Here is a 23,705-nt window from a genome sequence, read left to right as displayed (position 1 = left end):
ATTACTTACCTCCTTCTTCAGCAGCTTCTTTCTTAGCGCTGCGAGTCGGCAGAACTTCACCACGGTAGATCCATACCTTTACGCCGATACGGCCATAGGTGGTGTGAGCTTCTGCGGTAGCGTAGTCAATGTCTGCACGGAGGGTGTGGAGCGGAACGGTACCTTCGGAGTAACCTTCGGTACGAGCGATCTCAGCGCCACCGACACGGCCGGAGACTTGAACTTTGATACCTTTTGCGCCTACGCGCATGGTGCGTTGGATCGATTGCTTCATTGCACGACGGAACGCGATACGGCGTTCGAGCTGTTGTGCGATGTTAACAGCAACCAGATGAGCGTTGAGGTCCGGAGTTTTGATCTCCGAGATGTTGAGGTGTACACGCTTGCCGGTCATTTGAGCGAGGGTGTTGCGAAGGTTATCAACCTCAGCGCCGCCCTTGCCGATAACCATACCCGGCTTTGCGGTGTGGATGTTCACGTTGATGCGGTTCGCTGCACGTTCGATTTCAACAGTCGCTACGGAAGCGTCTTTGAGACGGTTCAGAACAAACTCGCGAACTTTGATGTCTTCATGCAACAGTTCGGTGTATTCCTTCTTGTTAGCGAACCACTTGGATTCCCAATCGCGGATAATACCAACGCGAAGGCCTATGGGATTAACCTTTTGTCCCATCCTTATATACCTCCTTCTTTATTTCTGGGTTTTTTCGCCGAGCACCACGGTGATGTGGCTGGTGCGCTTGTGGATACGGAATGCGCGACCTTGAGCACGCGGACGGAAACGCTTCAGTGTCGGACCTTGGTCAACGAACACTTCGGTTACGTACAGGTTCTCGAGATCCAGGTTGAAGTTGTGGTCTGCGTTCGCCAGAGCGGAGTTCAAGACCTTTTCAACAACCGGGGACGCAGCTTTCGGGGTGTACTTCAGGATCGACAGTGCATCCGAAGCCTTTTTACCGCGGATCAAATCCACGACGAGGCGAACTTTACGCGGTGCGATACGCACGTAACGAGCGACTGCTTTCGCTTGCATGTAATAACCTCCTCTCTACCGATCATATATCAATTAACGGCGAGACGTTTTTTCGTCAGCTCCGTGACCTTTGTAGGTACGAGTCGGAGCGAATTCACCCAACTTGTGGCCAACCATGTCCTCGGTAACGTATACCGGAACGTGTTTGCGACCATCGTACACTCCGAAGGTGTGACCGATGAACTGCGGGAAGATCGTAGAACGGCGGGACCAAGTCTTGATGACTTTCTTGTCACCTGCAACGTTCATGTCCTCAACTTTTTTCATGAGGTGATCGTCTACGAACGGACCTTTCTTGAGCGAGCGACCCATTAGGGCAACCTCCCTTCCTTAGGCAACTACCTTATTACTTCTTACGACGACGAACGATGAACTTGTCGGAAGCCTTCTTCTTTTTGCGGGTTTTCTTACCCAGAGTCGGCTTGCCCCACGGAGACATCGGAGATTTACGGCCGATCGGTGCACGACCTTCACCACCACCATGCGGGTGATCGTTCGGGTTCATGACAACACCACGGACAGTCGGACGGATACCGCGATGACGGTTACGACCAGCTTTACCGATGTTTACGAGTTCATGATCCAGGTTACCAACTTGACCGATGGTCGCGCGGCACTCGGAACGGATGAGACGAACTTCACCAGATGCAAGACGAACGTGGCAGTACTCTGCTTCTTTTGCAAGGAGCTGAGCTTCTGCGCCGGCAGCACGTGCCAATTGGCCGCCTTTGCCTGCTTTCAGTTCGATGTTGTGGATCATGGTACCGACCGGCAGATTTGCGAGCGGTGCAGCATTCCCCACTTTGATATCAACATCGGTACCCGATTGGATCGTGTCGCCGACTTTCAGTCCAACCGGCGCGAGGATGTAACGCTTCTCGCCGTCGACGTAGTTGATCAGTGCGATGAACGAAGTACGGTTCGGATCGTATTCAATGGTAGCAACGCGGCCCGGGATCCCGTCCTTGTTGCGCTTGAAGTCGATGATACGGTACTTACGCTTGTGCCCGCCACCTTGATGACGAACGGTCGTTCTCCCTTGGTTGTTCCGGCCACCCTTGTTATGGAGCGGCTCGAGAAGGGATTTTTCCGGTTTATCGGTCGTGAGTTCTTCGTAGGTCAGTACCGACATAAAGCGGCGACCTGGCGAAGTCGGTTTATACTTCTTGATACCCATGGGTTTCCCTCCTTCTAAAAGGTCTTAGATTAAGCGCCTTCGAAGAAGTTCAGCGGTTTGGAATCCGAGGTAAGGGTGACAATCGCCTTTTTCCACTCGGAAGTACGGCCTACGTGACGGCCGACACGCTTTTTCTTGGACGGAACGCGGAGGGTGTTAACCTTCTCGACGTTAACGCCAAAGATATCTTCGATTGCTTTTTTGATTTCGGTCTTGTTCGCTCTGAGGTCAACCTCGAAAGCAAACTTGTTTTCTTCCATCAGGTCGGTGGTGCGCTCGGTGATGACCGGACGCTTAATGATGTCGCGCGGGTTTTTCAACATTATGCGAACACCTCCTCGACTTTAGCCACTGCGTCTTTGGTGATGACGAGTGCGTCGTGATGGATCAGATCAAGTACGTTGATGCCAGTTGCGTCAACGACTTTCACACCCGGAATGTTACGAGCGGAGAGCGCAAGGTTCTGGTCAGCTTCCAAGGAAACGATCAGGGCTTTCTTCGCAACTTTCAGGTTGGAGAGGATCTTCACCATATCTTTGGTTTTCGGAGCGTCGATGCTCAGTACGTCGAGGACGATGATCTCGTTTGCGTTCACTTTGGTAGCGAGCGCAGATTTCAGAGCCAGACGACGAACTTTCTTCGGCAGCTTGTAGGAGTACGAGCGCGGGGTCGGACCGAATACGGTACCGCCGCCTACCCATTGAGGTGCACGGATCGAGCCTTGACGAGCACGACCAGTACCTTTTTGACGCCACGGTTTACGACCACCGCCGCGAACTTCGGAACGGCCTTTGGTGTCGTGAGTACCACGACGCAGGGACGCTTGTTGCATGACAACAGCTTCATGCAGGACGTGTGCATTCGGGGTGATCCCGAACACGGTTTCGGACAGTTCGATCTCACCGACTTGAGCGCCGGTGATGTTGTATACAGCCACTTTCGGCATGAGGGATCCTCCTTTCCTTAAGGAATGTATCTATTTGCCGCTTTTTACAGCGGTCTTAACGGTTACGAATGCGTTCTTCGGGCCCGGAACGGAGCCTTTGACGAGCAGCAAGTTGCGTTCGGTATCTACCTTAACAACTTCGAGGTTTTGAACAGTGATGCGTTCGCCACCCATACGGCCCGGCAAGGTTTGGCCTTTGAATACACGGCCCGGGTTGATGGAGCCGAGGGAACCCGGACGACGATGGTAACGGGAACCGTGAGCCATCGGTCCGCGGGATTGGTTGTGGCGCTTGATCGCACCAGCAAAGCCCTTCCCTTTGGAAATACCGGTTACGTCGATTTCGTCACCAGCAGCGAAAACATCCGCGCCGAGAACTTGACCAACTTCGTAAGCGGAGAGATCAACACCGCGCAGTTCGCGAACGTAGCGCTTGGGCGTGGTGTTTGCTTTTGCAGCGTGGCCAGCAGCAGGCTTGGTCACGTTTTTCTTATCTGCAAAACCGATCTGAACCGCTTCATAACCGTCGTTCGCCAGGTCTTTCTTCTGAAGAACTACGTTCGGGCCAGCTTCGATGACCGTTACCGGAACGACGTTGCCGTCTTCGGTAAACACTTGAGTCATGCCGAGTTTGCGTCCCAAGATACCTTTCATGTGTGACACCTCCCTGAGGTAGAAAATGTATTACAGTTTGATTTCAATATCAACGCCGGACGGCAGGTCCAGACGCATAAGGGCGTCAACAGTTTGCGGAGTCGGATTGACGATGTCAATCAGACGCTTGTGTGTACGCATCTCGAATTGCTCACGAGAGTCCTTGTACTTGTGCGTAGCTCGCAAGACCGTGATGATCTGCTTCTCAGTCGGAAGCGGGATCGGACCCGAGACGGAAGCACCCGAGCGCTTCGCCGTGTCCACGATCTTCTCAGCAGAAGTGTCGAGGATTTTGTGGTCGTAAGCTTTGAGACGGATGCGGATTTTCTGTTTTGCCATATGAATTCCCTCCTTTTCGCCCATTTAATTGGACATACTCCGCAAGAATTTAACCTGATCGGTGCCGCATATGGCGAATCCGGCACTTCAGCAACCTCTTGCATCATCGCAGTCAAAACACCAACACAAGAGTAAATTATACTACTTCAGGCCCAAAAACACAAGCACCAGAGCCGGGTGTTTCGTTATTTATACATAGAACTTCTTGGTAGCTGCGTTCTATCATTTATGAAACACACGAGAGCGTTGTCATGGCTACTGAAGCAACCTTAGATAGTTTATAACATCGAGGAGCAAATGTCAATTCGCCAACTAAAAAAAAGAACGAACTCGTATGAGTTCGTTCTTTTCCGACCTTGAAAGGATCAAATGTTACGCTTGGATCGAGGTAACAACGCCGGATCCAACGGTACGGCCACCCTCACGGATGGAGAAGCGGGTACCTTCTTCAAGAGCGATCGGAGCGATCAGTTCAACGTCAACTGCGATGTTGTCGCCCGGCATTACCATTTCGGTACCTTCCGGCAGGGTTACTACGCCGGTAACGTCAGTGGTACGAACGTAGAATTGCGGACGGTAGTTGGAGAAGAACGGAGTATGACGGCCGCCCTCTTCCTTGGTCAGAACGTAAACTTCTGCTTTGAACTTGGTGTGCGGCTTGATGGAAGCCGGCTTGCAGAGAACTTGACCGCGCTCGATGTTGGAGCGGTCAACACCGCGAAGCAGTGCGCCGATGTTGTCACCAGCTTGAGCGGAGTCGAGAAGTTTACGGAACATCTCGATACCAGTCGCGATGGATTTACGGGATTCTTCTGCGATACCAACGATCTCAACTTCGTCACCGACTTTGAGCATGCCACGTTCTACACGACCGGTAGCAACGGTACCACGACCAGTGATCGTGAACACGTCCTCGACCGGCATCAGGAACGGCTTGTCAGTTTCACGAACCGGTTCCGGGATGTAGGTGTCGACAGCTTCCATCAGTTCATGGATTTTGCCTTCCCATGCATCGTCGCCTTCGAGAGCTTTCAGAGCGGAGCCCTTGATGACCGGAATGTCATCGCCCGGGAAGTCGTATTCGCTGAGCAGGTCACGGATTTCCATTTCAACCAGCTCGAGAAGTTCTTCATCATCAACCATGTCGCATTTGTTCATGAAGACAACGATGTGCTGAACGCCTACTTGGCGGGACAGCAGGATGTGTTCACGAGTTTGCGGCATCGGGCCGTCAGCTGCGGAAACAACCAGGATCGCGCCGTCCATTTGAGCTGCGCCGGTGATCATGTTTTTAACATAGTCGGCATGGCCCGGGCAGTCAACGTGTGCGTAGTGACGGCTAGCGGTTTCGTACTCAACGTGTGCGGTGTTGATGGTGATACCGCGCTCGCGCTCTTCCGGTGCTTTGTCGATAGAACCGTAGTCCATTGCCTGTGCGCCGCCCGTTTTAGCGAGTACAGTGGTGATAGCAGCGGTCAAAGTGGTTTTACCATGGTCAACGTGACCGATGGTACCAATGTTAACGTGCATTTTGTTACGTTCAAACTTAGCTTTTGCCATTGGTGGTCAACTCCTCACAAAAGTAGGTTATAAATTATTCGCCTTTGTTTTTGGCGATAATTTCTGCAGCGATGGACTTAGGTGCTTCCTCGAAGGCAAAGAACTCCATCGAGTACTGGCCGCGGCCCTGGGTACGGGAACGCAAGGTGGTCGAGTAACCGAACATTTCGGAGAGCGGCACGAAGCCACGGATGACTTGTGCACCCGCGCGCGCATCCATACCTTCGATGCGACCACGACGGGAGTTGATATCACCAAGGATATCGCCCATGTACTCTTCCGGAACGGTTACTTCAACGCGCATGATCGGTTCAAGGATGCACGGATCAGCTTTCTGAGCACCAGCTTTGAGTGCCATGGAACCTGCGATCTTAAACGCCATCTCCGAGGAGTCGACGTCATGGTAGGAACCATCGATGATGGTAACTTTCATGTCGATCAGCGGGTAGCCTGCGAGGATACCGTTTGCCATTGCTTCTTGAACGCCGTTGTCAACTGCCGGCACGTATTCACGCGGAACCACGCCACCTACAACTTTGTTTTCGAAGATGTAACCAGTACCGCGCTCAAGCGGTTGCAATGTCAGCCATACGTGACCGAACTGACCTTTACCACCGGACTGACGTACGAATTTGCCTTCGATCTTGACGTCTTTTTTGATCGTCTCTTTGTAAGCAACTTGCGGCTTACCTACGTTCGTTTCAACTTTGAACTCGCGCAGGAGACGGTCAACGATGATCTCAAGATGAAGTTCACCCATACCCGAGATGATGGTTTGACCCGTTTCTTGGTCGGTGAAGGTTTTGAAGGTCGGGTCTTCCTCAGCGAGCTTGGACAGAGCAATACCCAGTTTGTCCTGGTCTGCTTTGGTCTTCGGCTCGAGGGAGAGGGAGATTACCGGTTCCGGGAACTCCATGGACTCGAGGATAACGATGCTCTTCTCGTCGCACAGGGTATCGCCAGTCGTGGTATCCTTCAGACCTACAGCTGCTGCGATATCACCTGCATAGACCGTAGAGATCTCTTCACGGTGGTTCGCGTGCATCTGTACGATACGACCGATACGCTCACGCTTGTTCTTCGTCGAGTTAAGGACGTAGGAACCTGCGTTGATCGTGCCGGAGTATACGCGGAAGAAGGAAAGTTTGCCGACGTAAGGGTCGGTCATGATCTTGAACGCCAGAGCCGCAAACGGCTCGGTGTCGGAGGACGGGCGCTCAGTCTCAACGCCGTCATCGGTAACGCCCTTGATTGCAGGGACGTCGGTCGGAGCCGGCATGTAAGCAACAACAGCATCAAGCATCGGTTGTACGCCTTTGTTCTTGTAAGAAGAGCCGCAGAGAACCGGGATGATCTGTACGTTCAAGACGCCTTTACGGAGAGCTGCTTTGATTTCCTCGGTGGTGAAAGCTTCACCTTCGAGGTATTTCATCATCAGATCTTCGTCGAGTTCTGCAACTGCCTCGATGAGGTTGTTGCGGTACTCGTTTGCGCGTTCCACATACTCAGCCGGAATTTCCGACGTTTCAGAGGTACGGCCGAGGTCGTCGGTGTAGATGATCGCTTCCATAGCAACCAAGTCGATCATGCCAAGGAATTGATCTTCTGCGCCGATCGGGAATTGAATCGGAACAGCATTCGCTTTGAGGCGATCACGCATCATGGATACGCAACGGTCGAAGTCTGCACCGATGATGTCCATTTTGTTGACGTAGGCGATACGCGGTACGTTGTACTTGTCCGCTTGACGCCATACAGTCTCGGATTGCGGCTCAACGCCACCCTTTGCACAGAAAACGCCGACGGAACCGTCGAGTACGCGCAAGGAACGCTCAACCTCTACGGTGAAGTCCACGTGACCCGGCGTGTCGATGATGTTGATCCGATGACCATCCCACTCAGCGGTGGTTGCAGCAGAGGTGATGGTGATACCGCGCTCTTGCTCTTGTACCATCCAGTCCATGGTCGCTGCGCCTTCGTGAACTTCACCGATCTTGTGAACGCGGCCGGTGTAGAACAGAACGCGCTCGGTCGTGGTAGTTTTACCAGCGTCGATGTGCGCCATGATACCAATGTTACGAGTCTTTTCTAACGGAAACTGACGTGCCATTGGGAACATCCTCCTTCCTTATCATAAATGGTTAGGTATAGGAAAGGCGCTCGGATAGATCCAGAGATCCATCCGAAAACGCGCTTTGTCGTACCAATCCTACCAGCGGTAGTGAGCAAACGCTTTGTTCGCTTCCGCCATTTTGTGCATATCTTCACGACGTTTTACGGAGCCACCGGTAGAGTTGGCAGCATCCATCAATTCGTTCGCGAGTTTCTCTTCGATGGTTTTCTCGTTGCGCTTACGGGAGTAGTCAACGAGCCAACGGATCGCGAGGGTGGTGCGGCGTTCCGGACGAACTTCGATCGGAACTTGGTAGTTAGCGCCCCCTACGCGGCGAGCTTTAACTTCGAGTACCGGCATGATGTTTTTCATAGCAGTTTCGAAGACTTCGAGCGGATCGTTACCGGTTTTTTCTTTGATACGGTCAAACGCGCCGTAAACAGCGGCTTGAGCGGTACCTTTCTTACCATCGTACATGAGCTTATTGGTCAGGCGGGTGACGAGTTTGGATCCGTAGATCGGATCCGGCAGAACGTCACGGCGCGGGACTGGACCTTTACGCGGCATGCAATTCGCCTCCTTTCAGTACTTGTGAGAGTTTATCGTGTCTCAACGAAATTACTTTTTCACTTTCGGGCGCTTCGCTCCGTATTTGGAACGAGCTTGCTTGCGGTCTTTAACACCTGCGGTGTCAAGAGCGCCGCGAACGATGTGGTAACGCACGCCCGGAAGGTCTTTTACACGACCGCCGCGAACGAGCACGACGCTGTGTTCTTGCAAGTTGTGACCGATACCCGGGATGTACGCGGTAACCTCGATGCCGTTGGTCAAACGAACACGTGCATACTTACGCAGCGCGGAGTTCGGTTTCTTCGGCGTCATGGTACCTACACGGGTGCAGACCCCACGTTTTTGCGGGGACGGCAGATCGGTTTGCTCCTTAACGAAGCTGTTGTAACCTTTTTGCAGAGCCGGAGCGGTCGATTTCTTTTCGATGCTCTTACGGCCTTTGCGAACCAACTGGTTAATTGTCGGCATGAAACTGCACCTCCTTCTCAAAGTTTCAAGTCCACAGAGCCTAGCGGCTCATTAGACGGCAAATGAAAAAGGTAAATGGTTGTCCGGGTGTACCGGAGTCCAGTACCTATCGTACGACAATGGCTGCGGTGGCGGCTCCAACTGCGATGCCGCAAGCACTCCCCAGCTCCCTCATCGTCTCAACCCATGTGATGGGAACGTTATGCGTTTCAGCAAGCAGTGCGATGCGCGATTTCATTCGCTGGTCGGCGTCTCGCGCCACGAACAGTTCGACCGCAGTCGAGCGCTCAATGGCCTTGGTTGTTTGGTTGAGACCAACCGCAATGCGGCTTGACTCCCGGATGCGGGCTTCCACTCTCAACCATCCTTCCTTGTACACCAACTGTTACTGTTAGGCACACTACGAGATTTTAGCACCTTAAATAGGATTAGTCAACTCTATATGACGGTGCCTTTGAAAAAATTCGTATACGCTCTCATTTTTTGCCGCAGAGAAAGCGCTCTGCCCATGCAGAGCGCTTCGTTCTACGCGCATTTGTGACAGAAAAACGAATTAGTCAGCGAGCGTTTTCGCCGTCTCAAGATCGACTTCCTTCAACTCGCCGGTCGAAGGTGCGGAAGCATTGGCTTCTGCCACCGTTTCGTCCAGGTTGGTTCCGTCGTTGATCTTGATGTTGCGGTAACGAGCCATACCAGTACCCGCAGGTACCAGTTTCCCGATAATAACGTTTTCCTTGAGGCCGAGCAGTTTATCCACCTTGCCTTTGATTGCAGCTTCTGTGAGGACACGGGTGGTCTCTTGGAAGGATGCAGCAGACAGGAAGGAGTCAGTCTCCAGCGAGGCCTTGGTGATCCCGAGCAGCGCCGGACGAGCAACAGCCGGTTCGCCACCGCCAAGCAACACTGGCAGGTTCGCTTTTTCGAATTCAAAGGTGTCGACATAGGTGCCTGGCAGCAGAGCCGTGTCGCCCGCATCGTTGATCCGGACTTTACGCAACATCTGACGTACCATGACCTCTACGTGCTTGTCATTGATCTCAACGCCTTGCAGACGGTATACGCGCTGTACTTCACGCAGCAAGTACATCTGTACGCCGTGGATCCCTTTGACTTTGAGCATTTCCTTCGGATCGATGGAACCCTCGGTCAACTCATCGCCCGCTTCGACAACTTTGCCGACAGCAACGCGGATGCGGGAACCATACGGTACCGGGTACACTTTTACCTCTGCATCGCCCGAGACTTCGATCTCACGCTTGTCTTTGACTTCGCGGATCTCGGAGACAGTCCCGTCGATTTCGGTGATGATCGCTTGCCCCTTCGGATTGCGCGCCTCGAACAATTCCTGGATACGCGGCAAACCTTGGGTGATGTCATCGCCGGCAACGCCCCCGGTATGGAAGGTACGCATCGTCAGCTGGGTTCCCGGTTCCCCGATCGACTGTGCTGCGATGATGCCGACAGCTTCGCCGATTTCGACCATGTTACCGGTCGCCAGGTTGCGGCCATAGCACTTGATGCAAACCCCATGCTGGGTGCGGCAGGTGGTGACAGAGCGAATGTGAACGCGACTGATGCCCGCTTCGATGATGTCGCGGCCCGCTTGTTCGTCGATCAGCTCGTTGAGCGACACGATCGTCTCGCCGGTTTGCGGGTGGATGATGTTTTGGTACGCAACACGACCTACGATCCGGTCGATCAGGTCCTCGATGACTTCCTTGCCGTCACGAATCTCCTCTGCGTACAGACCTTTGTCGGTGCCGCAATCCTCCGAACGGACGATTACGTCCTGCGCGACGTCAACGAGACGACGGGTCAGGTAACCGGAGTCAGCGGTACGCAGTGCGGTATCCGCCAGACCTTTACGAGCACCGTGCGTCGAGATGAAGTACTCGAGGACGGTCAGGCCTTCGCGGAAGTTCGATTTGATCGGGAGCTCGATGATCCGGCCGGACGGATTCGCCATCAGACCGCGCATCCCCGCGAGCTGGGTGATCTGCGAAACGTTACCACGCGCACCAGAGTGCGCCATCATGTAAATCGGGTTGTAACGGTCCAAGGAGTCCATCAGGACCTTGGTGATCTCATCCTTCGCCTTCGACCAGATCGAGATGACACGGTCGTAGCGCTCGTCGTCGGTGATCAGACCACGACGGAATTGGCGGGTGACGGTGGTGACTTTGCCTTCCGCTTCGTCGAGGATCTTGTACTTCGCTTCCGGTACGATGATGTCCGCAACAGAGATCGTGATCCCGGCGCGCGTCGAGTATTTAAACGCGAGCTGCTTGATTCTGTCGAGAATCTCAGACGTCATGGTCGTGCCGTAGATGCGGAAGCATTCACCGATGATCTGACCCAAGAATTTCTTGGTCACGGCTTCTTGCGGTCCGATTTTCGCCACAGCCGCACGCAGGTCGGTACCTTTTTCGAACACGAAGAATTCATCCGCCAACCCTTTCAAGAGGTTCGAATCCTTCGAATGGTTGATGAACGGGAAATCAGCCGGGAAGATCTCGTTGAAGACGATCTTGCCTACGGTGGTGATCATCAGCGCATCCTGTTGTGCCGCCGTGAGCGAAGTTTTGTGAACTTGATTCGCCGGGATGAGGATACGCGTATGCAGAGCGATCTGCTTTTCGTCGTATGCCATCATCGCTTCGTTGGCCGAACGGAAGACGCGACCTTCGCCTGGGAGACCTGCGCGGTCCATCGTCAAGTAATACGAACCGAGGACCATGTCCTGCGTCGGGGTAACGACCGGCTTGCCGTCCTTCGGGTTCAGGATGTTGTGTGCAGCGAGCATCAGCAAGCGTGCTTCTGCTTGTGCTTCGGCAGACAACGGTACGTGAACAGCCATTTGGTCACCGTCAAAGTCGGCGTTGTACGCCGTACAGACGAGCGGATGCAGTTTGATCGCACGGCCCTCGACGAGGGTCGGTTCGAACGCCTGAATCCCCAGACGGTGAAGGGTTGGTGCGCGGTTCAGCAGTACCGGGTGTTCCTTGATGACATCTTCGAGAACATCCCAGACTTCAGCCGAGACGCGTTCAACCTTGCGCTTCGCAGACTTGATGTTGTGTGCGAGGCCCTTGGCGACGAGTTCCTTCATGACGAACGGTTTGAACAACTCAAGCGCCATCTCTTTTGGCAGACCGCACTGGTACATACGCAGGTGCGGGCCGACAACGATAACGGAACGGCCAGAGTAGTCAACACGCTTCCCGAGCAAGTTCTGACGGAAACGCCCTTGCTTCCCTTTCAGCATGTGCGAGAGGGATTTCAACGGACGGTTACCCGGACCGGTGACCGGACGACCACGACGGCCGTTGTCGATCAGCGCATCGACTGCTTCTTGGAGCATGCGCTTTTCATTTTGAACGATGATGTCCGGAGCCCCGAGGTCAAGCAGACGCTTGAGTCGGTTGTTCCGGTTGATGACGCGGCGGTAGAGGTCGTTCAAGTCGGAGGTCGCAAAGCGACCGCCGTCGAGTTGGACCATCGGGCGCAGTTCCGGCGGAATGACCGGCAACACGTCGAGGATCATCCAGGACGGGTCATTGGAGGAGGTACGGAACGCTTCCATGACTTCCAGACGTTTGATTGCACGGTTACGGCGTTGGCCTTGAGCAGTCTTCAACTCTTCTTTGAGTTGAACAACTTCCTTTTCGACCTCAACTTGCAGGAGCAATTTCTTGATCGCTTCTGCACCCATGCCCGCTTCAAACGCGTAGCCGTACTTCTCACGGTAGCTGCGGAATTCCTTTTCGGAAAGCAACTGCTTGTATTCCAGCGGGGTTTCACCCGGAGAGGTGACCACGTAGGAAGCAAAATAGATAACTTCTTCCAGCGAACGCGGGCTCATGTCGAGCACGAGGCCCATCCGGCTCGGGATACCCTTGAAGTACCAGATATGAGAAACGGGGGCCGCCAATTCAATGTGGCCCATCCGTTCCCGACGGACTTTCGCTCTCGTTACTTCGACGCCGCAACGATCACAGACGACGCCTTTGTAACGAACGCGCTTGTATTTGCCGCAATGGCATTCCCAGTCGCGTGTCGGTCCGAAGATTTTTTCACAGAACAAACCTTCTTTTTCCGGTTTGAGGGTCCGGTAGTTGATCGTCTCCGGCTTCTTGACTTCCCCGTGTGACCACGAACGGATCTTCTCCGGGGATGCCAGACCGATCTTCATGTACTCAAAGTTGTTGACGTCCAACAAGGGGCCTACCTCCCTTTCAGTACTTACTCTTCGCCGACTTCACGCGCGCTTAAATTCAGGTTGAGTTTTTCACCTGAATCGTCTTCTTCGTCGCTCTCGCGCATGACGATCTCTTGCTCGTCTTCGGAGAGGATCTTGACGTCCATACCCAGCGATTGCAATTCCTTGATCAAGACTTTGAACGATTCTGGAACGCCCGGTTCCGGCACGTTCTCGCCTTTGACAATCGCTTCGTAGGTCTTCACGCGGCCGACCACGTCATCAGACTTGACGGTGAGGATTTCTTGGAGGGTGTACGCTGCGCCATACGCTTCGAGCGCCCAGACCTCCATCTCCCCGAAGCGCTGACCACCGAACTGCGCCTTACCACCGAGCGGCTGCTGGGTGACGAGGGAGTACGGGCCTGTGGAGCGTGCGTGGATTTTATCGTCGACCAGATGGTGGAGTTTCAACATGTACACACAACCAACGGTGACGCGGTTTTCGAACGGTTCGCCGGTACGGCCATCGTACAGCACTTGCTTGCCATCGCGCGGCAGGCCGGCTTCTTCTAAGGTATCGAATACATCGGACTCACGCGCGCCGTCGAAGACCGGCGTCGACATGTGCAGACCGAGGAAACGAGCGGCCATCCCCAAGTGCGTCTCGAGGACCTGACCGATGTTCATCCGCGACGGAACGCCCAGCGGGTTCAGTACGACCTGAACCGGGGTACCATCGGAGAGGAACGGCATGTCTTCTTCCGCCATGATGCGAGCGACGACACCCTTGTTCCCGTGGCGACCTGCCATCTTGTCACCTTCGGAGATCTTACGCTTTTGCGCAATGTAGACGCGCACGAGCTGGTTGACGCCCGGCGGCAGTTCGTCGCCGTTGTCGCGGGTGAAGACTTTGACGTCCACGATGATGCCGGCGCCGCCATGCGGAACGCGCAGCGAGGTGTCGCGGACTTCACGAGCTTTTTCCCCGAAGATCGCGTGGAGCAGACGCTCCTCAGCGGTCAGTTCGGTCACGCCCTTCGGCGTAACTTTTCCGACCAGGATGTCGCCTGCGTCGATCTCTGCACCGACGCGGATGATGCCGCGCTCGTCGAGGTTTTTCAGCGCGTCATCGCCGACGTTCGGGATGTCGCGGGTGATTTCTTCCGGACCGAGCTTGGTATCTCGTGCTTCTGCTTCGTATTCTTCAATGTGCAGGGACGTGTACACGTCTTCCTTCACCATTTTTTCGGAGAGCAGGATCGCATCCTCGTAGTTGTACCCTTCCCACGTCATAAACGCGACGATGACGTTTTTACCCAGTGCCAATTCACCATTGTCGGTCGCAGGACCGTCGGCGATGATCGTGCCCTTGGTAATCGTCTCGCCTTGTTCGACGATCGGACGCTGGTTGATACAGGTCCCTTGGTTGGAGCGGGTGAACTTGAGCATTTTGTACTTGTGCAGGTCGCCATTGACGAGGCGGCCGTCGATGTTTTTCTGTTCACGAACCCAAACTTCGTTCGCAGCCACACGCTCGACGAGCCCATCATGACGAGAGACCACGGTGGAACCGGAGTCCTTCGCTGCTTTGTGTTCCATACCCGTGCCGACATACGGTGCAGCCGGCTTCAGGAGCGGAACCGCTTGGCGTTGCATGTTCGATCCCATCAAGGCGCGGTTGGCATCGTCATTCTCCAGGAAGGGAATGCACGCGGTCGCGACAGATACGACCTGACGCGGCGAGACGTCGATGTAGTCGACGCGCTCCGGTGCGAGCAACAGGGTCTCTTCCTTGTAACGAACGACAACTTGTGGGTCGATCAGGGTCAGGTTCTCATCGATACCTGCATTCGCCTGCGCGATGACGTAGTTGTCCTCTTCGTCAGCGGTCATGTAGTGAATGATCTCGGTGAGGCGTTGGTTCTCCGGGTCTACTTTGCGGTACGGAGTCTCGATGAAGCCGTACTCGTTGATTCGTGCGTAGGTAGACAAGTAGTTGATCAACCCGATGTTCGGACCTTCCGGGGTCTCGATCGGGCACATCCGACCATAGTGAGAATGGTGGACGTCACGGACTTCAAAGCCTGCGCGCTCACGGGTCAGACCGCCCGGGCCAAGTGCCGAGAGACGACGCTTGTGCGTCAGTTCTGCCAGCGGGTTGGTTTGGTCCATGAACTGCGAGAGCTGCGAGGAGCCAAAGAACTCTTTGATCGCGGCGATGACCGGACGGATGTTGATCAGCGCTTGCGGCGTGATCGCGTTCGCGTCTTGGATCGACATCCGCTCACGAACGACGCGCTCCATCCGGGACAGACCGATGCGGAACTGGTTGGTCAGCAATTCGCCGACGGAACGCAGACGACGGTTCCCGAGGTGGTCGATGTCGTCGGTGTTTCCGACGCCATGCAACAAGTTCATGAAGTACGAGATCGACGACAGGATGTCCGCCGGTGTGATGTGCTTCACGTTCTTGTCAACGTTCGCGTTGCCCGTGACCTTGATCACCTTGCCGTCTTCACGCGGCGAGAAGATCTTGATCTCTTGCATCCGAATGTTCTCTTCCTCAACAACACCAGACGTAGACTTGTAGTCGACGTAGTTGACGGAGTTGTTCTCCAGAGCCGGCAGGATCTTGTCAAGCAAGCGGCGGTCGAGCACAGCACCCGCTTCTGCGATGATCTCACCCGTTGCCGGATCGACCAAGGTTTCAGCAAGGCGTTGGCCGAGCAGTCGGTTCTTGATATGTAACTTCTTGTTGATCTTGTAGCGGCCAACGTTCGCAAGATCGTAGCGCTTCGGATCGAAGAAGCGAGAAATCAACAGGTTGCGGGCGTTATCCAGCGTCGGCGGTTCGCCCGGACGCAGGCGCTCGTAGATCTCAAGCAACGCCTTCTCCGTGGTTTCGGTGTTGTCTTTGTCCAGCGTGTTGCGCAGGAACTCGTCCTCACCAAGCAGGTTCAGAATTTCAGCGTCGCTAGAGAAGCCCAATGCGCGCAAAAGCACCGTCACGGGGATTTTCCGCGTACGGTCGATGCGGACATAGATAATGTCCTTCGCGTCGGTCTCCAATTCCAGCCAAGCCCCACGGTTCGGGATGACGGTCGCAGTGAACGCCTTTTTCCCGTTTTTGTCGATCTTGGTATTGAAGTAGACGCTTGGGGAACGAACCAGCTGGGAAACAATGACACGCTCGGCACCGTTGATGATGAACGTACCGGTATCGGTCATCAGCGGGAAATCACCCATGAAGACTTCCTGCTCTTTTACTTCACCGGTCTCGCGATTGATCAAGCGGACCTTCACACGCAGAGGCGCTGCGTAGGTTACGTCGCGCTCCTTCGACTCATCGACTGAGTATTTCGGATCACCCAGGCTGTAATCCACAAATTCCAGAACCAGGTTACCAGTAAAGTCCTGAATCGGAGAGATGTCTTGGAACATCTCCTTCAAACCTTCGTCAAGAAACCATTGATAGGACTTCTGCTGGATCTCGATCAGGTTCGGCAGTTCCAATACTTCTTCGAGGCGCGCATACGTTCTGCGATGCCGTTTGCCGTATTGCACTAGTTGTCCCTTCAAATCTGTCACCCCTCATACCTTTGGTCGACATTTGTTACCAAAAAAATAAAATGCGAGTACGCTATGTAAACACATTTCTTGACAACCTACGTAATATTCATTCGTAACCAGAAACCCTGTACCCCATACCTCTTGTGGTGAGGACATGTAGCGCAGTGTAGGATTACGCATTAAATAACTATACAACAACGAAACTGCCGTGTCAACAAAATCTTGGCATAGATTCTAAGGCTTGGGCAGCGGCTGGCTGCACCGGAAGATCCGGAACCCAGCATCCCGTGCGACGTCCTCTACGGAATCAAACAACTCTTCGAGACGCTTCTTGGCCGACGGCGCGCCTTGCTTTTTCTGAATCACCACCCAGAGTTCTCCGCGCTCCGTCAGATGCTCCACCGCCCCGTCAAAAATCGAGTGGACGACGAGCTTCCCCGCACGGATCGGCGGATTGGTCAGAATCACATCGAAGCGGCGGCCTTGCACGTGCTCATAGCGGTCGCTGACGAGAATCTCTACATTGGCGATGCCGTTGGACGTTGCGTTTTTGCGCGCCAATTCCACGGCGCGCTCGTTGACATCGAGCATCGTGACCTGGCCTGCTGCTGCCAATTTTGCCGCCGCGAGTCCAATCGGCCCGTAGCCACAGCCTACATCGAGGACGGTCGCATCGGACGGAATCTCCATCGATTCAATCAGCAGTTCACTGCCAAAGTCGATACCTGCCTTGGAGAACACACCGGCATCTGTCCAAAATACAAATTCTTGCCCGCGCAACGCGACGCGGATCGTGCGCAAGTCATGCTCCACGGTTGGTTTGTTCGAAAAGTAGTGATCACTCACGGGCGCACACCCTCCCTCACCTTTTTAGGTTACCCAATTTCCAGATTCCCTAGTATAAACCATGTATGAAAAAAAAGCACCCGACCGCGAGCGGCCAGGTGCTTTTTGGTGAAGCGAGAAAGTGAAATTACTTCACTTCTACGGAAGCGCCAGCTTCTTCGAGCTTCGCTTTCATAGCGTCTGCTTCTTCTTTGGAGATCTTTTCTTTCAGAGCTTTCGGAGCGTTGTCGACGATTTCTTTTGCTTCTTTGAGGCCCAGACCGGTGATTTCGCGAACAACTTTGATTACGTTGATCTTGGAAGCGCCAGCCGAGTTGAGGATTACGTCGAACTCGGATTGTTCTTCGACTGCTGCAACTGCAGCGCCGCCAGCTGCTACCGGAGCTGCTGCGGTTACGCCGAATTCTTCTTCGATTGCTTTAACGAGGTCGTTCAGTTCGAGAACGGTCATGCCTTTGATCTGTTCAATGATATCTTGGATCGCCATGTGGGGAAACCTCCTAATAGTTGTATGATTCGTTGATTATGCGAGCTTACGCCTCTTGCTTGTCTGCGATCTGTTGAACCGCGTACGCAAAGTTGCGCATCGGAGCTTGGAGCACGGAGAGAAGCATGGAGAGCAGACCTTCGCGGGACGGCAGTTCAGCCAGTGCTTGAACTTCAGCTTGGCCGATGACTTTGCCATCGACGATACCAGCTTTGAGCTCAAGAGCTTTGTGCGTTTTCGCGAACTCGTTGAGGATTTTCGCCGGTGCTACTACATCATCAGCAGTGGAGAACGCGATTGCGCTCGGGCCAACGAGGAACTCGTTGACTTCCGACATGTTGACTTGATCAGCAGCACGACGGGTCATGGTGTTTTTGAGAACGCGGAACTCGATGCCTGCGTCACGAAGACGCGCGCGGAGTTCGGTTACTTCGCCAACAGTCAGACCACGGTAGTCAGTGATGATCGTCGATTTCGAAGCTTGCAGCTTCTCAGCGATCTCGCTAACGATCGATACTTTTTCTTCACGGATACCCATCGTTACACCTCCTGTTTATATGTCATGCGCAGACAAAAAGCCCTCGCAAGTAAACTCACGAGGGCATACGTTTCACAACCAAGGTGAAATCGAATTCGTCCTCGGCGGGGTATTAAGCGAAGCCTTCGGCTCCAGCACCCGCTGTCTACGGTCGCAGCATATTCAGTTGCAACAGGACATATCTTATCATGCTTGGTTTAGAAAGTCAAAACGGAAATTGCTGGTTCCGCAAAATTACTTCTGCGGGTTCACTTTTACGCCCGGGCCCATGGTGGAGGACAAGGTGATGTTGCGCAGGTAGGTACCTTTTGCAGCAGCCGGTTTTGCCTTCACGAGGGTATCAAGCAGGGTTTGGTAGTTTTCCAGCAGTTTTTCGTCTTCGAAGGAGATCTTGCCGAGCGGAGCGTGGATGTTCCCTTGCTTGTCGACGCGGTATTCGATCTTACCCGCTTTGATCTCGTTTACAGCTTTGGTTACGTCGAAAGTGACGGTACCGGTTTTCGGGTTCGGCATCAGGCCTTTCGGACCGAGTACACGACCGAGCTTACCAACAGATGCCATCATGTCCGGAGTTGCGACGACAGCATCAAAATCAAACCAACCGGTGTTGATTTTTGCAATCATATCATCATCGCCAACGAAGTCAGCGCCAGCAGCTTCCGCTTCTTTTGCTTTTTCGCCTTTTGCGAATACGAGTACACGCAGGGTTTTACCAGTGCCGTGCGGCAGTACGACTGCACCACGGATTTGTTGGTCAGCTTTCTTCGGGTCAACGCCCAGACGGAAAGCAACTTCAACAGTTTCGTCAAATTTCGCACGAGCGGTCTTTTTCACCAGTTCGAGCGCTTCAGCAGGTTCGTATACTGCGTTGGTGTCAACGAGTTTCGCTGCTTCGGTGTATTTCTTACCTTGTTTCGGCATTTAAAGTACCCTCCCTCATGTGGTTATAGCGGTAGAAAAAACCTCCCACGAATAAAGGTTGGCAGAGCACTTGACCCCACCAACCCGTGAAGAAAAACGAAGAGATTAGTCTTCGATTACGATGCCCATGCTGCGTGCAGTACCTTCGACCATACGCATAGCGGACTCGACGTTCGCTGCGTTGAGGTCAGGCATTTTGGTTTCCGCGATTTCACGGACCTTGTCACGCTTTACGGTTGCAACTTTCTTCTTGTTCGGTTCACCGGAACCCGACTCGATACCTGCCGCTTTTTTGAGCAGGACAGCAGCCGGCGGGGTTTTGGTTTCGAAAGTGAAAGAGCGGTCTTCATAAACGGTGATAACTACCGGGATGATGAGACCAGCTTGTTCTGCGGTGCGAGCGTTAAACTCCTTGCAGAACCCCATGATGTTTACCCCAGCCTGACCGAGAGCCGGACCAACCGGCGGTGCAGGGGTGGCCTTCGCTGCCGGAATTTGCAGCTTCACGAGTTTCATAACCTTTTTAGCCACAACAGACACCTCCTTCTAGAAAGAATGTGGTTAGACGGGAACAGATGCCCCTCCCACTTAAAAACAGGTCTATACGATGGCTGAGCCATGATAGACCAAACTTGAACCGAAGTAGATTATAACTTCTCAACCTGATCAAAGTCAAGTTCGAGCGGGGTTTCGCGTCCGAACATCGAGACCAGCACCTTGAGCTTCGAACGATCTACGTCGATCTCTTCGATGGATCCGACGATGTTGGCAAACGGGCCATCCGTGACACGCACCGCTTCTTTGAGCGTATAGTCCACCGGTTTACGTGTCGCGGCATCCACGCCCATCTGCTTAAGAATGGTGCGGACTTCAGACGGCATGAGCGGGGTCGGTTTGGAACCGGCACCCGTTGAACCCACAAAGCCTGTGACACCCGGCGTGTTACGCACGACGTACCAAGAGTCGTCGGTCATGATCATCTCGACGAGCACATAGCCCGGGAATACTTTCCGCATGACGGACTTTTGCTTCCCGTTCTTGACTTCCGTTTCCTCTTCCACCGGAACGAGGACGCGGAAGATCTTGTCCTCCATCTCCATGGAGATGACACGTTTCTCCAGGTTCGCCTTCACCTTGTTTTCATAACCAGAATAGGTATGGACGACATACCAGCGTTTTTCCAACTGTTCCATGTACGCGAGGGCAGGATGCCCTTCCCCCCTAAGTTCAGTGAGTGTGATAACCTAGGCCGTTACTTGCCCAGGCCGATGAGACGCAACAGATAACTGATGCCGAGGTCGAAAGCAAAGACCAAGAGAATCATAAAGATGCACGTACCCAGTACGACCATCGTATAACTCACAAGTTCTTTGCGGTTCGGCCAACGCACGCGCTTTAGTTCGCCCCAAGCGTCCTTGAAAAACAGACCAGTACGCTTGAAGACGTTCGGACGCGGTTGTTTCGCATCAGGTGCTACCGTAGAAGATCCTGCCATTTGTGTGTTCACCCCTTGTCCGAGTGCTACACCATTAGCGGGTTTCGCGGTGCGCAGTGTGAGAGTTGCAGAACTTGCAGAACTTCTTCAACTCGATGCGGTCCGGATTGTTCTTCTTGTTCTTCTTGGTGATGTAGTTCCGTTGCTTGCAATCGGTGCAAGCCATGGTAACGTTCACGCGCATCTATGGACACCTCCTACTTATGGATGCTATTTTCAATATACTTGTCCATCCAGACATGAATACCTATGTTAATTTATCACAACGTCAGGGTCATGTCAACCAAGAGGCCTCTGCAATTGCCATAGGCACTACTTGCATGATAACCAAAAACTTGCCATACAATACCTGCAAAAAAAGAGAGACGCTCATGGCGTCTCTCTTTCTTATAAGGTTGGTTGCGGGGACAGGACTTGAACCTGTGACCTTCGGGTTATGAGCCCGACGAGCTGCCAACTGCTCCACCCCGCGACGGGATCGGCTGAAGTAGGTGCAGAAGCGCTTGCCTCAGCCGACAAGACTTAGTATACCTGATCACTCTACATAATGCAAGCCCGGTTCGTCATTTAGTTTACGTCCCGAACTTCTAGATAGCGTTCTAACTTGCGCTTGACGCGCTGCAGCGCATTGTCAATCGACTTGACGTGGCGTTTCAGATCCACCGCGATCTCTTGGTAGGAGCGGCCATCCAAGTAGAGCATCAGGACTTTGCGTTCCAAGTCGCTCAGGATCTCACCCATGCGAACTTCGATGTCGTCAAACTCCTCTTGGTTGATGATCAGCTCTTCCGGATCGGTGACGCGGGAGCCGCAGATCACATCGAGCAGCGTGCGATCAGAGTCTTCGTCGTAGATCGGTTTATCAAGGGAAACGTAAGAGTTCAAGGGGATGTGCTTCTGACGGGTTGCAGTTTTAATCGCAGTGATGATCTGCCGTGTGATGCAGAGTTCTGCGAAGGCTTTGAACGAGGCAAGTTTGTCATCGCGGAAGTCGCGGATCGACTTGTAGAGTCCAATCATCCCTTCTTGGACGATGTCCTCACGATCCGCTCCGATGAGGAAGTAGGAGCGTGCTTTTGCGCGTACAAAATTCTTGTACTTATTGATCAGGTGCTCAAGCGCTTCGTCGTCGCCCTGGCGGACGAGTTCGACCAAGTCCTCGTCAGACATCGCTTCGAGGTCTACCGTTTGACCTGTAGTTACATGGATAGCCAACTCTCATCCCTCCGACCTTGGCGTCCGCCGAGAATGAGATCATTATACTTTATGTAATCTAGTAGGGTCAATTGCTAACTTCCGTCATTTCCTTCTCCACTTTTCGAACATTTCTCGAACTTCGGGTGTTAGGTGGTTTCCAAGTCGGTTTGAACGTGTTGTCAGGTTGTCGACACGCTCTTGGATTTCCTTTTTCGCTGCCCGCACATCGATGCGCAATTCCCTTGCAGAGATGCGGAGAGCACCGCCGCCAAACGTCACCTGTTGCTCGACGTAATCGCTCGTCGCCACAAAGAGATGGCGGCGGACTTTCTCCCGTTCAAATTCATAGACCAAGCGTTCGATCAACTCGTCCGCCGTTTCCAACTCTTTGGTGTACAGCAGTCGGACACCGCCGACCGTTTCCTCCGATTGCCCGCCGCGGGACAAGTGTGCATCGAAGACGACGATCACGTCCCGGCCCGTGATCGCCTTGTATTCCTTGAGATCTTCCAGCAGTTGATCTCGAGCCGCCTCGAGGCTTTGCGCTTTCAATTGGCGCAGCTCGGGCCAGTCTCCGATGATGTTGTACCCGTCGACGATGAGCACCTCACGCATGAGGGTGGGGGTCCATGCCGTTAGCGCTTCTCGCCGCGCTGACGCAGGACTTCATAGAGCAGGATTCCGGTCGCGACACCTGCGTTCAGGGACTGAACTTGTCCGATCATCGGCAAGCGCACGAGGTAGTCGCAACGTTTTTTGATCGCTTCGCCCAACCCGGTGCCTTCATTGCCGATCACCATGACGATCGGGACGGTCATGTCGATTTGGTGGTACATGCTCTCGCCGTCGACGTCGGTGCCCACGACCCAGTAGCCCATTTTCTTCAAGGTCTCAATCGTTTGCGAGATGTTCGCAACGCGAGCGACCGGCACGTGCTCGATCGCACCCGCAGATGCTTTGGCGACCGTTGCGGTCAGCGGCACAGCGCGGCGCTTCGGAATCACGACGCCATGTGCGCCTACGCCATCAGCGGTACGCAGGATCGAACCCAAGTTGAACGGGTCTTCGATCTCGTCGAGGACGATGATCAGGCCCGGACGCGGGGAATTGGTCGCCGCTTCGATGATGTCTTCCAGCTCTGCGTAGTCCTTCGCCGCGATGTAGGCGATGACGCCTTGGTGGTTGCGGCCATCGGCGATCTGGTCGAGTTTGTTTTTCGGAACGGTCTGCACGATCACAGACGCTTGGCGTGCTTTGGCGAGGATCTCCATCACGGTAGTGCCGGTCGCACCTTCGGTCATGAGGATTTTGTTGATCGTGCGGCCCGACTTCAGCGCTTCCAACACCGGGTGACGGCCTTCTACCTGCTCGTTCGGGTTGGCTGCATCTTCGCCGCCAAAGCCTTGGGCACGACGGTCATCACGTGCGCCACGGTCATTGCGGTCGTTGCGACCGCCACTTTTGAAACCACCACTTTTGAAGCCACCGCTTTTAAAACCGCCGCGGTCCGGACGGTCATTGCTGCGTTCCGGGCGTGCGCCGCGCTCGAAGGTATCGCGAGTGCCGCGCTCCGGACGCTCTTCACCGGCCG

At 53.9% G+C, this 23,705-nt stretch carries 25 protein-coding genes, 1 tRNA gene, 1 pseudogene and 1 other annotated feature; all 27 genes and pseudogenes read right to left on the bottom strand.

All coding sequences use genetic code 11. The features are described from left to right. Position 1: 1 nt before the first annotated feature. A complete protein-coding gene (gene rpsC, locus C7459_RS19900) occupies positions 2-673 on the bottom strand; it encodes a 30S ribosomal protein S3 (RefSeq protein ID WP_109691034.1) in 672 nt (223 codons plus the stop codon). 18 nt (positions 674-691) lie between these two features. Beyond that, positions 692-1,033 (bottom strand): 50S ribosomal protein L22, encoded by a 342-nt coding sequence (gene rplV / locus C7459_RS19895; protein ID WP_109691033.1) that lies wholly within the window; start codon positions 1,031-1,033, stop codon positions 692-694. Between the two features lie 33 nt (positions 1,034-1,066). After that, a complete protein-coding gene (gene rpsS, locus C7459_RS19890; protein ID WP_109691032.1) occupies positions 1,067-1,345 on the bottom strand; it encodes a 30S ribosomal protein S19 in 279 nt (92 codons plus the stop codon). A 34-nt stretch (positions 1,346-1,379) separates the two neighbouring features. After that, positions 1,380-2,210 (bottom strand): 50S ribosomal protein L2, encoded by an 831-nt coding sequence (rplB, locus tag C7459_RS19885; RefSeq protein WP_109691031.1) that lies wholly within the window; start codon positions 2,208-2,210, stop codon positions 1,380-1,382. A gap of 29 nt (positions 2,211-2,239) precedes the next feature. Further along, complete coding sequence (rplW, locus tag C7459_RS19880; protein ID WP_109691074.1) at positions 2,240-2,530, bottom strand: 50S ribosomal protein L23; 291 nt, start codon at positions 2,528-2,530, stop codon at positions 2,240-2,242. 2 nt (positions 2,531-2,532) lie between these two features. Further along, positions 2,533-3,156, bottom strand: coding sequence for a 50S ribosomal protein L4 (rplD, locus tag C7459_RS19875; protein WP_109691030.1), 624 nt, complete (start codon positions 3,154-3,156; stop codon positions 2,533-2,535). A gap of 30 nt (positions 3,157-3,186) precedes the next feature. Then, on the bottom strand, positions 3,187-3,810 hold the full coding sequence (gene rplC, locus C7459_RS19870) for a 50S ribosomal protein L3 (RefSeq protein WP_109691029.1): 624 nt from the start codon (positions 3,808-3,810) through the stop codon (positions 3,187-3,189). A gap of 30 nt (positions 3,811-3,840) precedes the next feature. Continuing rightward, positions 3,841-4,149: a 30S ribosomal protein S10 gene (gene rpsJ / locus C7459_RS19865; protein WP_109691028.1), complete on the bottom strand. Its 309-nt coding sequence runs from the start codon at positions 4,147-4,149 to the stop codon at positions 3,841-3,843. Between the two features lie 372 nt (positions 4,150-4,521). Next, positions 4,522-5,709: an elongation factor Tu gene (gene tuf, locus C7459_RS19860; RefSeq protein ID WP_109691027.1), complete on the bottom strand. Its 1,188-nt coding sequence runs from the start codon at positions 5,707-5,709 to the stop codon at positions 4,522-4,524. Between the two features lie 34 nt (positions 5,710-5,743). Continuing rightward, on the bottom strand, positions 5,744-7,819 hold the full coding sequence (gene fusA, locus C7459_RS19855; RefSeq protein ID WP_109691026.1) for an elongation factor G: 2,076 nt from the start codon (positions 7,817-7,819) through the stop codon (positions 5,744-5,746). A gap of 99 nt (positions 7,820-7,918) precedes the next feature. Next, positions 7,919-8,389 (bottom strand): 30S ribosomal protein S7, encoded by a 471-nt coding sequence (gene rpsG, locus C7459_RS19850; RefSeq protein ID WP_109691025.1) that lies wholly within the window; start codon positions 8,387-8,389, stop codon positions 7,919-7,921. A 51-nt stretch (positions 8,390-8,440) separates the two neighbouring features. Continuing rightward, entirely contained in the window at positions 8,441-8,860 is a 420-nt protein-coding gene (gene rpsL, locus C7459_RS19845) for a 30S ribosomal protein S12 (protein ID WP_109691024.1), read from the bottom strand. Positions 8,861-8,966: 106 nt separating this feature from the next. Then, positions 8,967-9,215 carry a ribosomal L7Ae/L30e/S12e/Gadd45 family protein gene (locus C7459_RS19840; protein ID WP_109691023.1) on the bottom strand — a complete coding sequence of 83 codons (249 nt, stop codon included), beginning with the start codon at positions 9,213-9,215 and terminating at the stop codon, positions 8,967-8,969. Between the two features lie 198 nt (positions 9,216-9,413). After that, a complete protein-coding gene (gene rpoC, locus C7459_RS19835) occupies positions 9,414-13,079 on the bottom strand; it encodes a DNA-directed RNA polymerase subunit beta' (RefSeq protein ID WP_109691022.1) in 3,666 nt (1,221 codons plus the stop codon). Between the two features lie 23 nt (positions 13,080-13,102). Next, positions 13,103-16,639, bottom strand: coding sequence for a DNA-directed RNA polymerase subunit beta (gene rpoB / locus C7459_RS19830; protein ID WP_109691021.1), 3,537 nt, complete (start codon positions 16,637-16,639; stop codon positions 13,103-13,105). Between the two features lie 225 nt (positions 16,640-16,864). After that, positions 16,865-17,476, bottom strand: coding sequence for a class I SAM-dependent methyltransferase (locus tag C7459_RS19825; RefSeq protein WP_109691020.1), 612 nt, complete (start codon positions 17,474-17,476; stop codon positions 16,865-16,867). A 127-nt stretch (positions 17,477-17,603) separates the two neighbouring features. Next, entirely contained in the window at positions 17,604-17,963 is a 360-nt protein-coding gene (rplL, locus tag C7459_RS19820) for a 50S ribosomal protein L7/L12 (protein WP_109691019.1), read from the bottom strand. Positions 17,964-18,009: 46 nt separating this feature from the next. After that, the gene (gene rplJ / locus C7459_RS19815; protein WP_109691018.1) at positions 18,010-18,501 is read right to left on the bottom strand and encodes a 50S ribosomal protein L10; all 492 of its coding nucleotides are present in this window, start codon (positions 18,499-18,501) and stop codon (positions 18,010-18,012) included. A gap of 24 nt (positions 18,502-18,525) precedes the next feature. Next, positions 18,526-18,670, bottom strand: a sequence feature (ribosomal protein L10 leader region). 65 nt (positions 18,671-18,735) lie between these two features. Further along, positions 18,736-19,422 (bottom strand): 50S ribosomal protein L1, encoded by a 687-nt coding sequence (rplA, locus tag C7459_RS19810; RefSeq protein WP_109691017.1) that lies wholly within the window; start codon positions 19,420-19,422, stop codon positions 18,736-18,738. Positions 19,423-19,527: 105 nt separating this feature from the next. Then, positions 19,528-19,953, bottom strand: a complete 426-nt coding sequence (gene rplK / locus C7459_RS19805; protein WP_109691016.1) for a 50S ribosomal protein L11 — start codon at positions 19,951-19,953, stop codon at positions 19,528-19,530. Positions 19,954-20,069: 116 nt separating this feature from the next. Next, a complete protein-coding gene (gene nusG / locus C7459_RS19800) occupies positions 20,070-20,606 on the bottom strand; it encodes a transcription termination/antitermination protein NusG (RefSeq protein ID WP_109691073.1) in 537 nt (178 codons plus the stop codon). A 68-nt stretch (positions 20,607-20,674) separates the two neighbouring features. Further along, on the bottom strand, positions 20,675-20,917 hold the full coding sequence (gene secE / locus C7459_RS19795; protein WP_109691015.1) for a preprotein translocase subunit SecE: 243 nt from the start codon (positions 20,915-20,917) through the stop codon (positions 20,675-20,677). Between the two features lie 34 nt (positions 20,918-20,951). Continuing rightward, the gene (rpmG, locus tag C7459_RS19790; RefSeq protein ID WP_109691014.1) at positions 20,952-21,101 is read right to left on the bottom strand and encodes a 50S ribosomal protein L33; all 150 of its coding nucleotides are present in this window, start codon (positions 21,099-21,101) and stop codon (positions 20,952-20,954) included. Between the two features lie 212 nt (positions 21,102-21,313). After that, positions 21,314-21,389 (bottom strand) — tRNA-Met (locus C7459_RS19785). 95 nt (positions 21,390-21,484) lie between these two features. Continuing rightward, positions 21,485-22,132 carry an RNA polymerase sporulation sigma factor SigH gene (sigH, locus tag C7459_RS19780; RefSeq protein WP_281272793.1) on the bottom strand — a complete coding sequence of 216 codons (648 nt, stop codon included), beginning with the start codon at positions 22,130-22,132 and terminating at the stop codon, positions 21,485-21,487. Between the two features lie 84 nt (positions 22,133-22,216). Further along, entirely contained in the window at positions 22,217-22,729 is a 513-nt protein-coding gene (locus C7459_RS19775; RefSeq protein WP_109691013.1) for an NYN domain-containing protein, read from the bottom strand. 20 nt (positions 22,730-22,749) lie between these two features. Next, positions 22,750-23,487 (bottom strand): annotated as a pseudogene (gene rlmB / locus C7459_RS19770) (23S rRNA (guanosine(2251)-2'-O)-methyltransferase RlmB); the annotation flags it as partial. Between the last annotated feature and the right edge of the window lie 218 nt (positions 23,488-23,705).

It is taken from the genome of Tumebacillus permanentifrigoris (genome assembly GCF_003148565.1).
Classification (GTDB): Bacteria; Bacillota; Bacilli; order Tumebacillales; family Tumebacillaceae; genus Tumebacillus; species Tumebacillus permanentifrigoris.
This window is presented reverse-complemented; position numbering and strand designations above follow the sequence as displayed.

What these genes read in the sequence shown, in the direction of transcription:
- rplC (WP_109691029.1), bottom strand. Translation starts at nt 3,810, where the DNA reads ATGAAAGGTATCTTGGGACGCAAACTCGGCATGACTCAAGTGTTTACC.
- rplL (WP_109691019.1), bottom strand. Translation starts at nt 17,963, where the DNA reads ATGGCGATCCAAGATATCATTGAACAGATCAAAGGCATGACCGTTCTC.
- rplB (WP_109691031.1), bottom strand. Translation starts at nt 2,210, where the DNA reads ATGGGTATCAAGAAGTATAAACCGACTTCGCCAGGTCGCCGCTTTATG.
- rpsG (WP_109691025.1), bottom strand. Translation starts at nt 8,389, where the DNA reads ATGCCGCGTAAAGGTCCAGTCCCGCGCCGTGACGTTCTGCCGGATCCG.
- rplV (WP_109691033.1), bottom strand. Translation starts at nt 1,033, where the DNA reads ATGCAAGCGAAAGCAGTCGCTCGTTACGTGCGTATCGCACCGCGTAAA.
- rplJ (WP_109691018.1), bottom strand. Translation starts at nt 18,501, where the DNA reads ATGGGTATCCGTGAAGAAAAAGTATCGATCGTTAGCGAGATCGCTGAG.
- C7459_RS19775 (WP_109691013.1), bottom strand. Translation starts at nt 22,729, where the DNA reads ATGCGTGAGGTGCTCATCGTCGACGGGTACAACATCATCGGAGACTGG.
- rpsC (WP_109691034.1), bottom strand. Translation starts at nt 673, where the DNA reads ATGGGACAAAAGGTTAATCCCATAGGCCTTCGCGTTGGTATTATCCGC.
- rpsL (WP_109691024.1), bottom strand. Translation starts at nt 8,860, where the DNA reads ATGCCGACAATTAACCAGTTGGTTCGCAAAGGCCGTAAGAGCATCGAA.
- rpmG (WP_109691014.1), bottom strand. Translation starts at nt 21,101, where the DNA reads ATGCGCGTGAACGTTACCATGGCTTGCACCGATTGCAAGCAACGGAAC.
- rpsJ (WP_109691028.1), bottom strand. Translation starts at nt 4,149, where the DNA reads ATGGCAAAACAGAAAATCCGCATCCGTCTCAAAGCTTACGACCACAAA.
- rplD (WP_109691030.1), bottom strand. Translation starts at nt 3,156, where the DNA reads ATGCCGAAAGTGGCTGTATACAACATCACCGGCGCTCAAGTCGGTGAG.
- secE (WP_109691015.1), bottom strand. Translation starts at nt 20,917, where the DNA reads ATGGCAGGATCTTCTACGGTAGCACCTGATGCGAAACAACCGCGTCCG.
- rplA (WP_109691017.1), bottom strand. Translation starts at nt 19,422, where the DNA reads ATGCCGAAACAAGGTAAGAAATACACCGAAGCAGCGAAACTCGTTGAC.
- fusA (WP_109691026.1), bottom strand. Translation starts at nt 7,819, where the DNA reads ATGGCACGTCAGTTTCCGTTAGAAAAGACTCGTAACATTGGTATCATG.
- rpsS (WP_109691032.1), bottom strand. Translation starts at nt 1,345, where the DNA reads ATGGGTCGCTCGCTCAAGAAAGGTCCGTTCGTAGACGATCACCTCATG.
- tuf (WP_109691027.1), bottom strand. Translation starts at nt 5,709, where the DNA reads ATGGCAAAAGCTAAGTTTGAACGTAACAAAATGCACGTTAACATTGGT.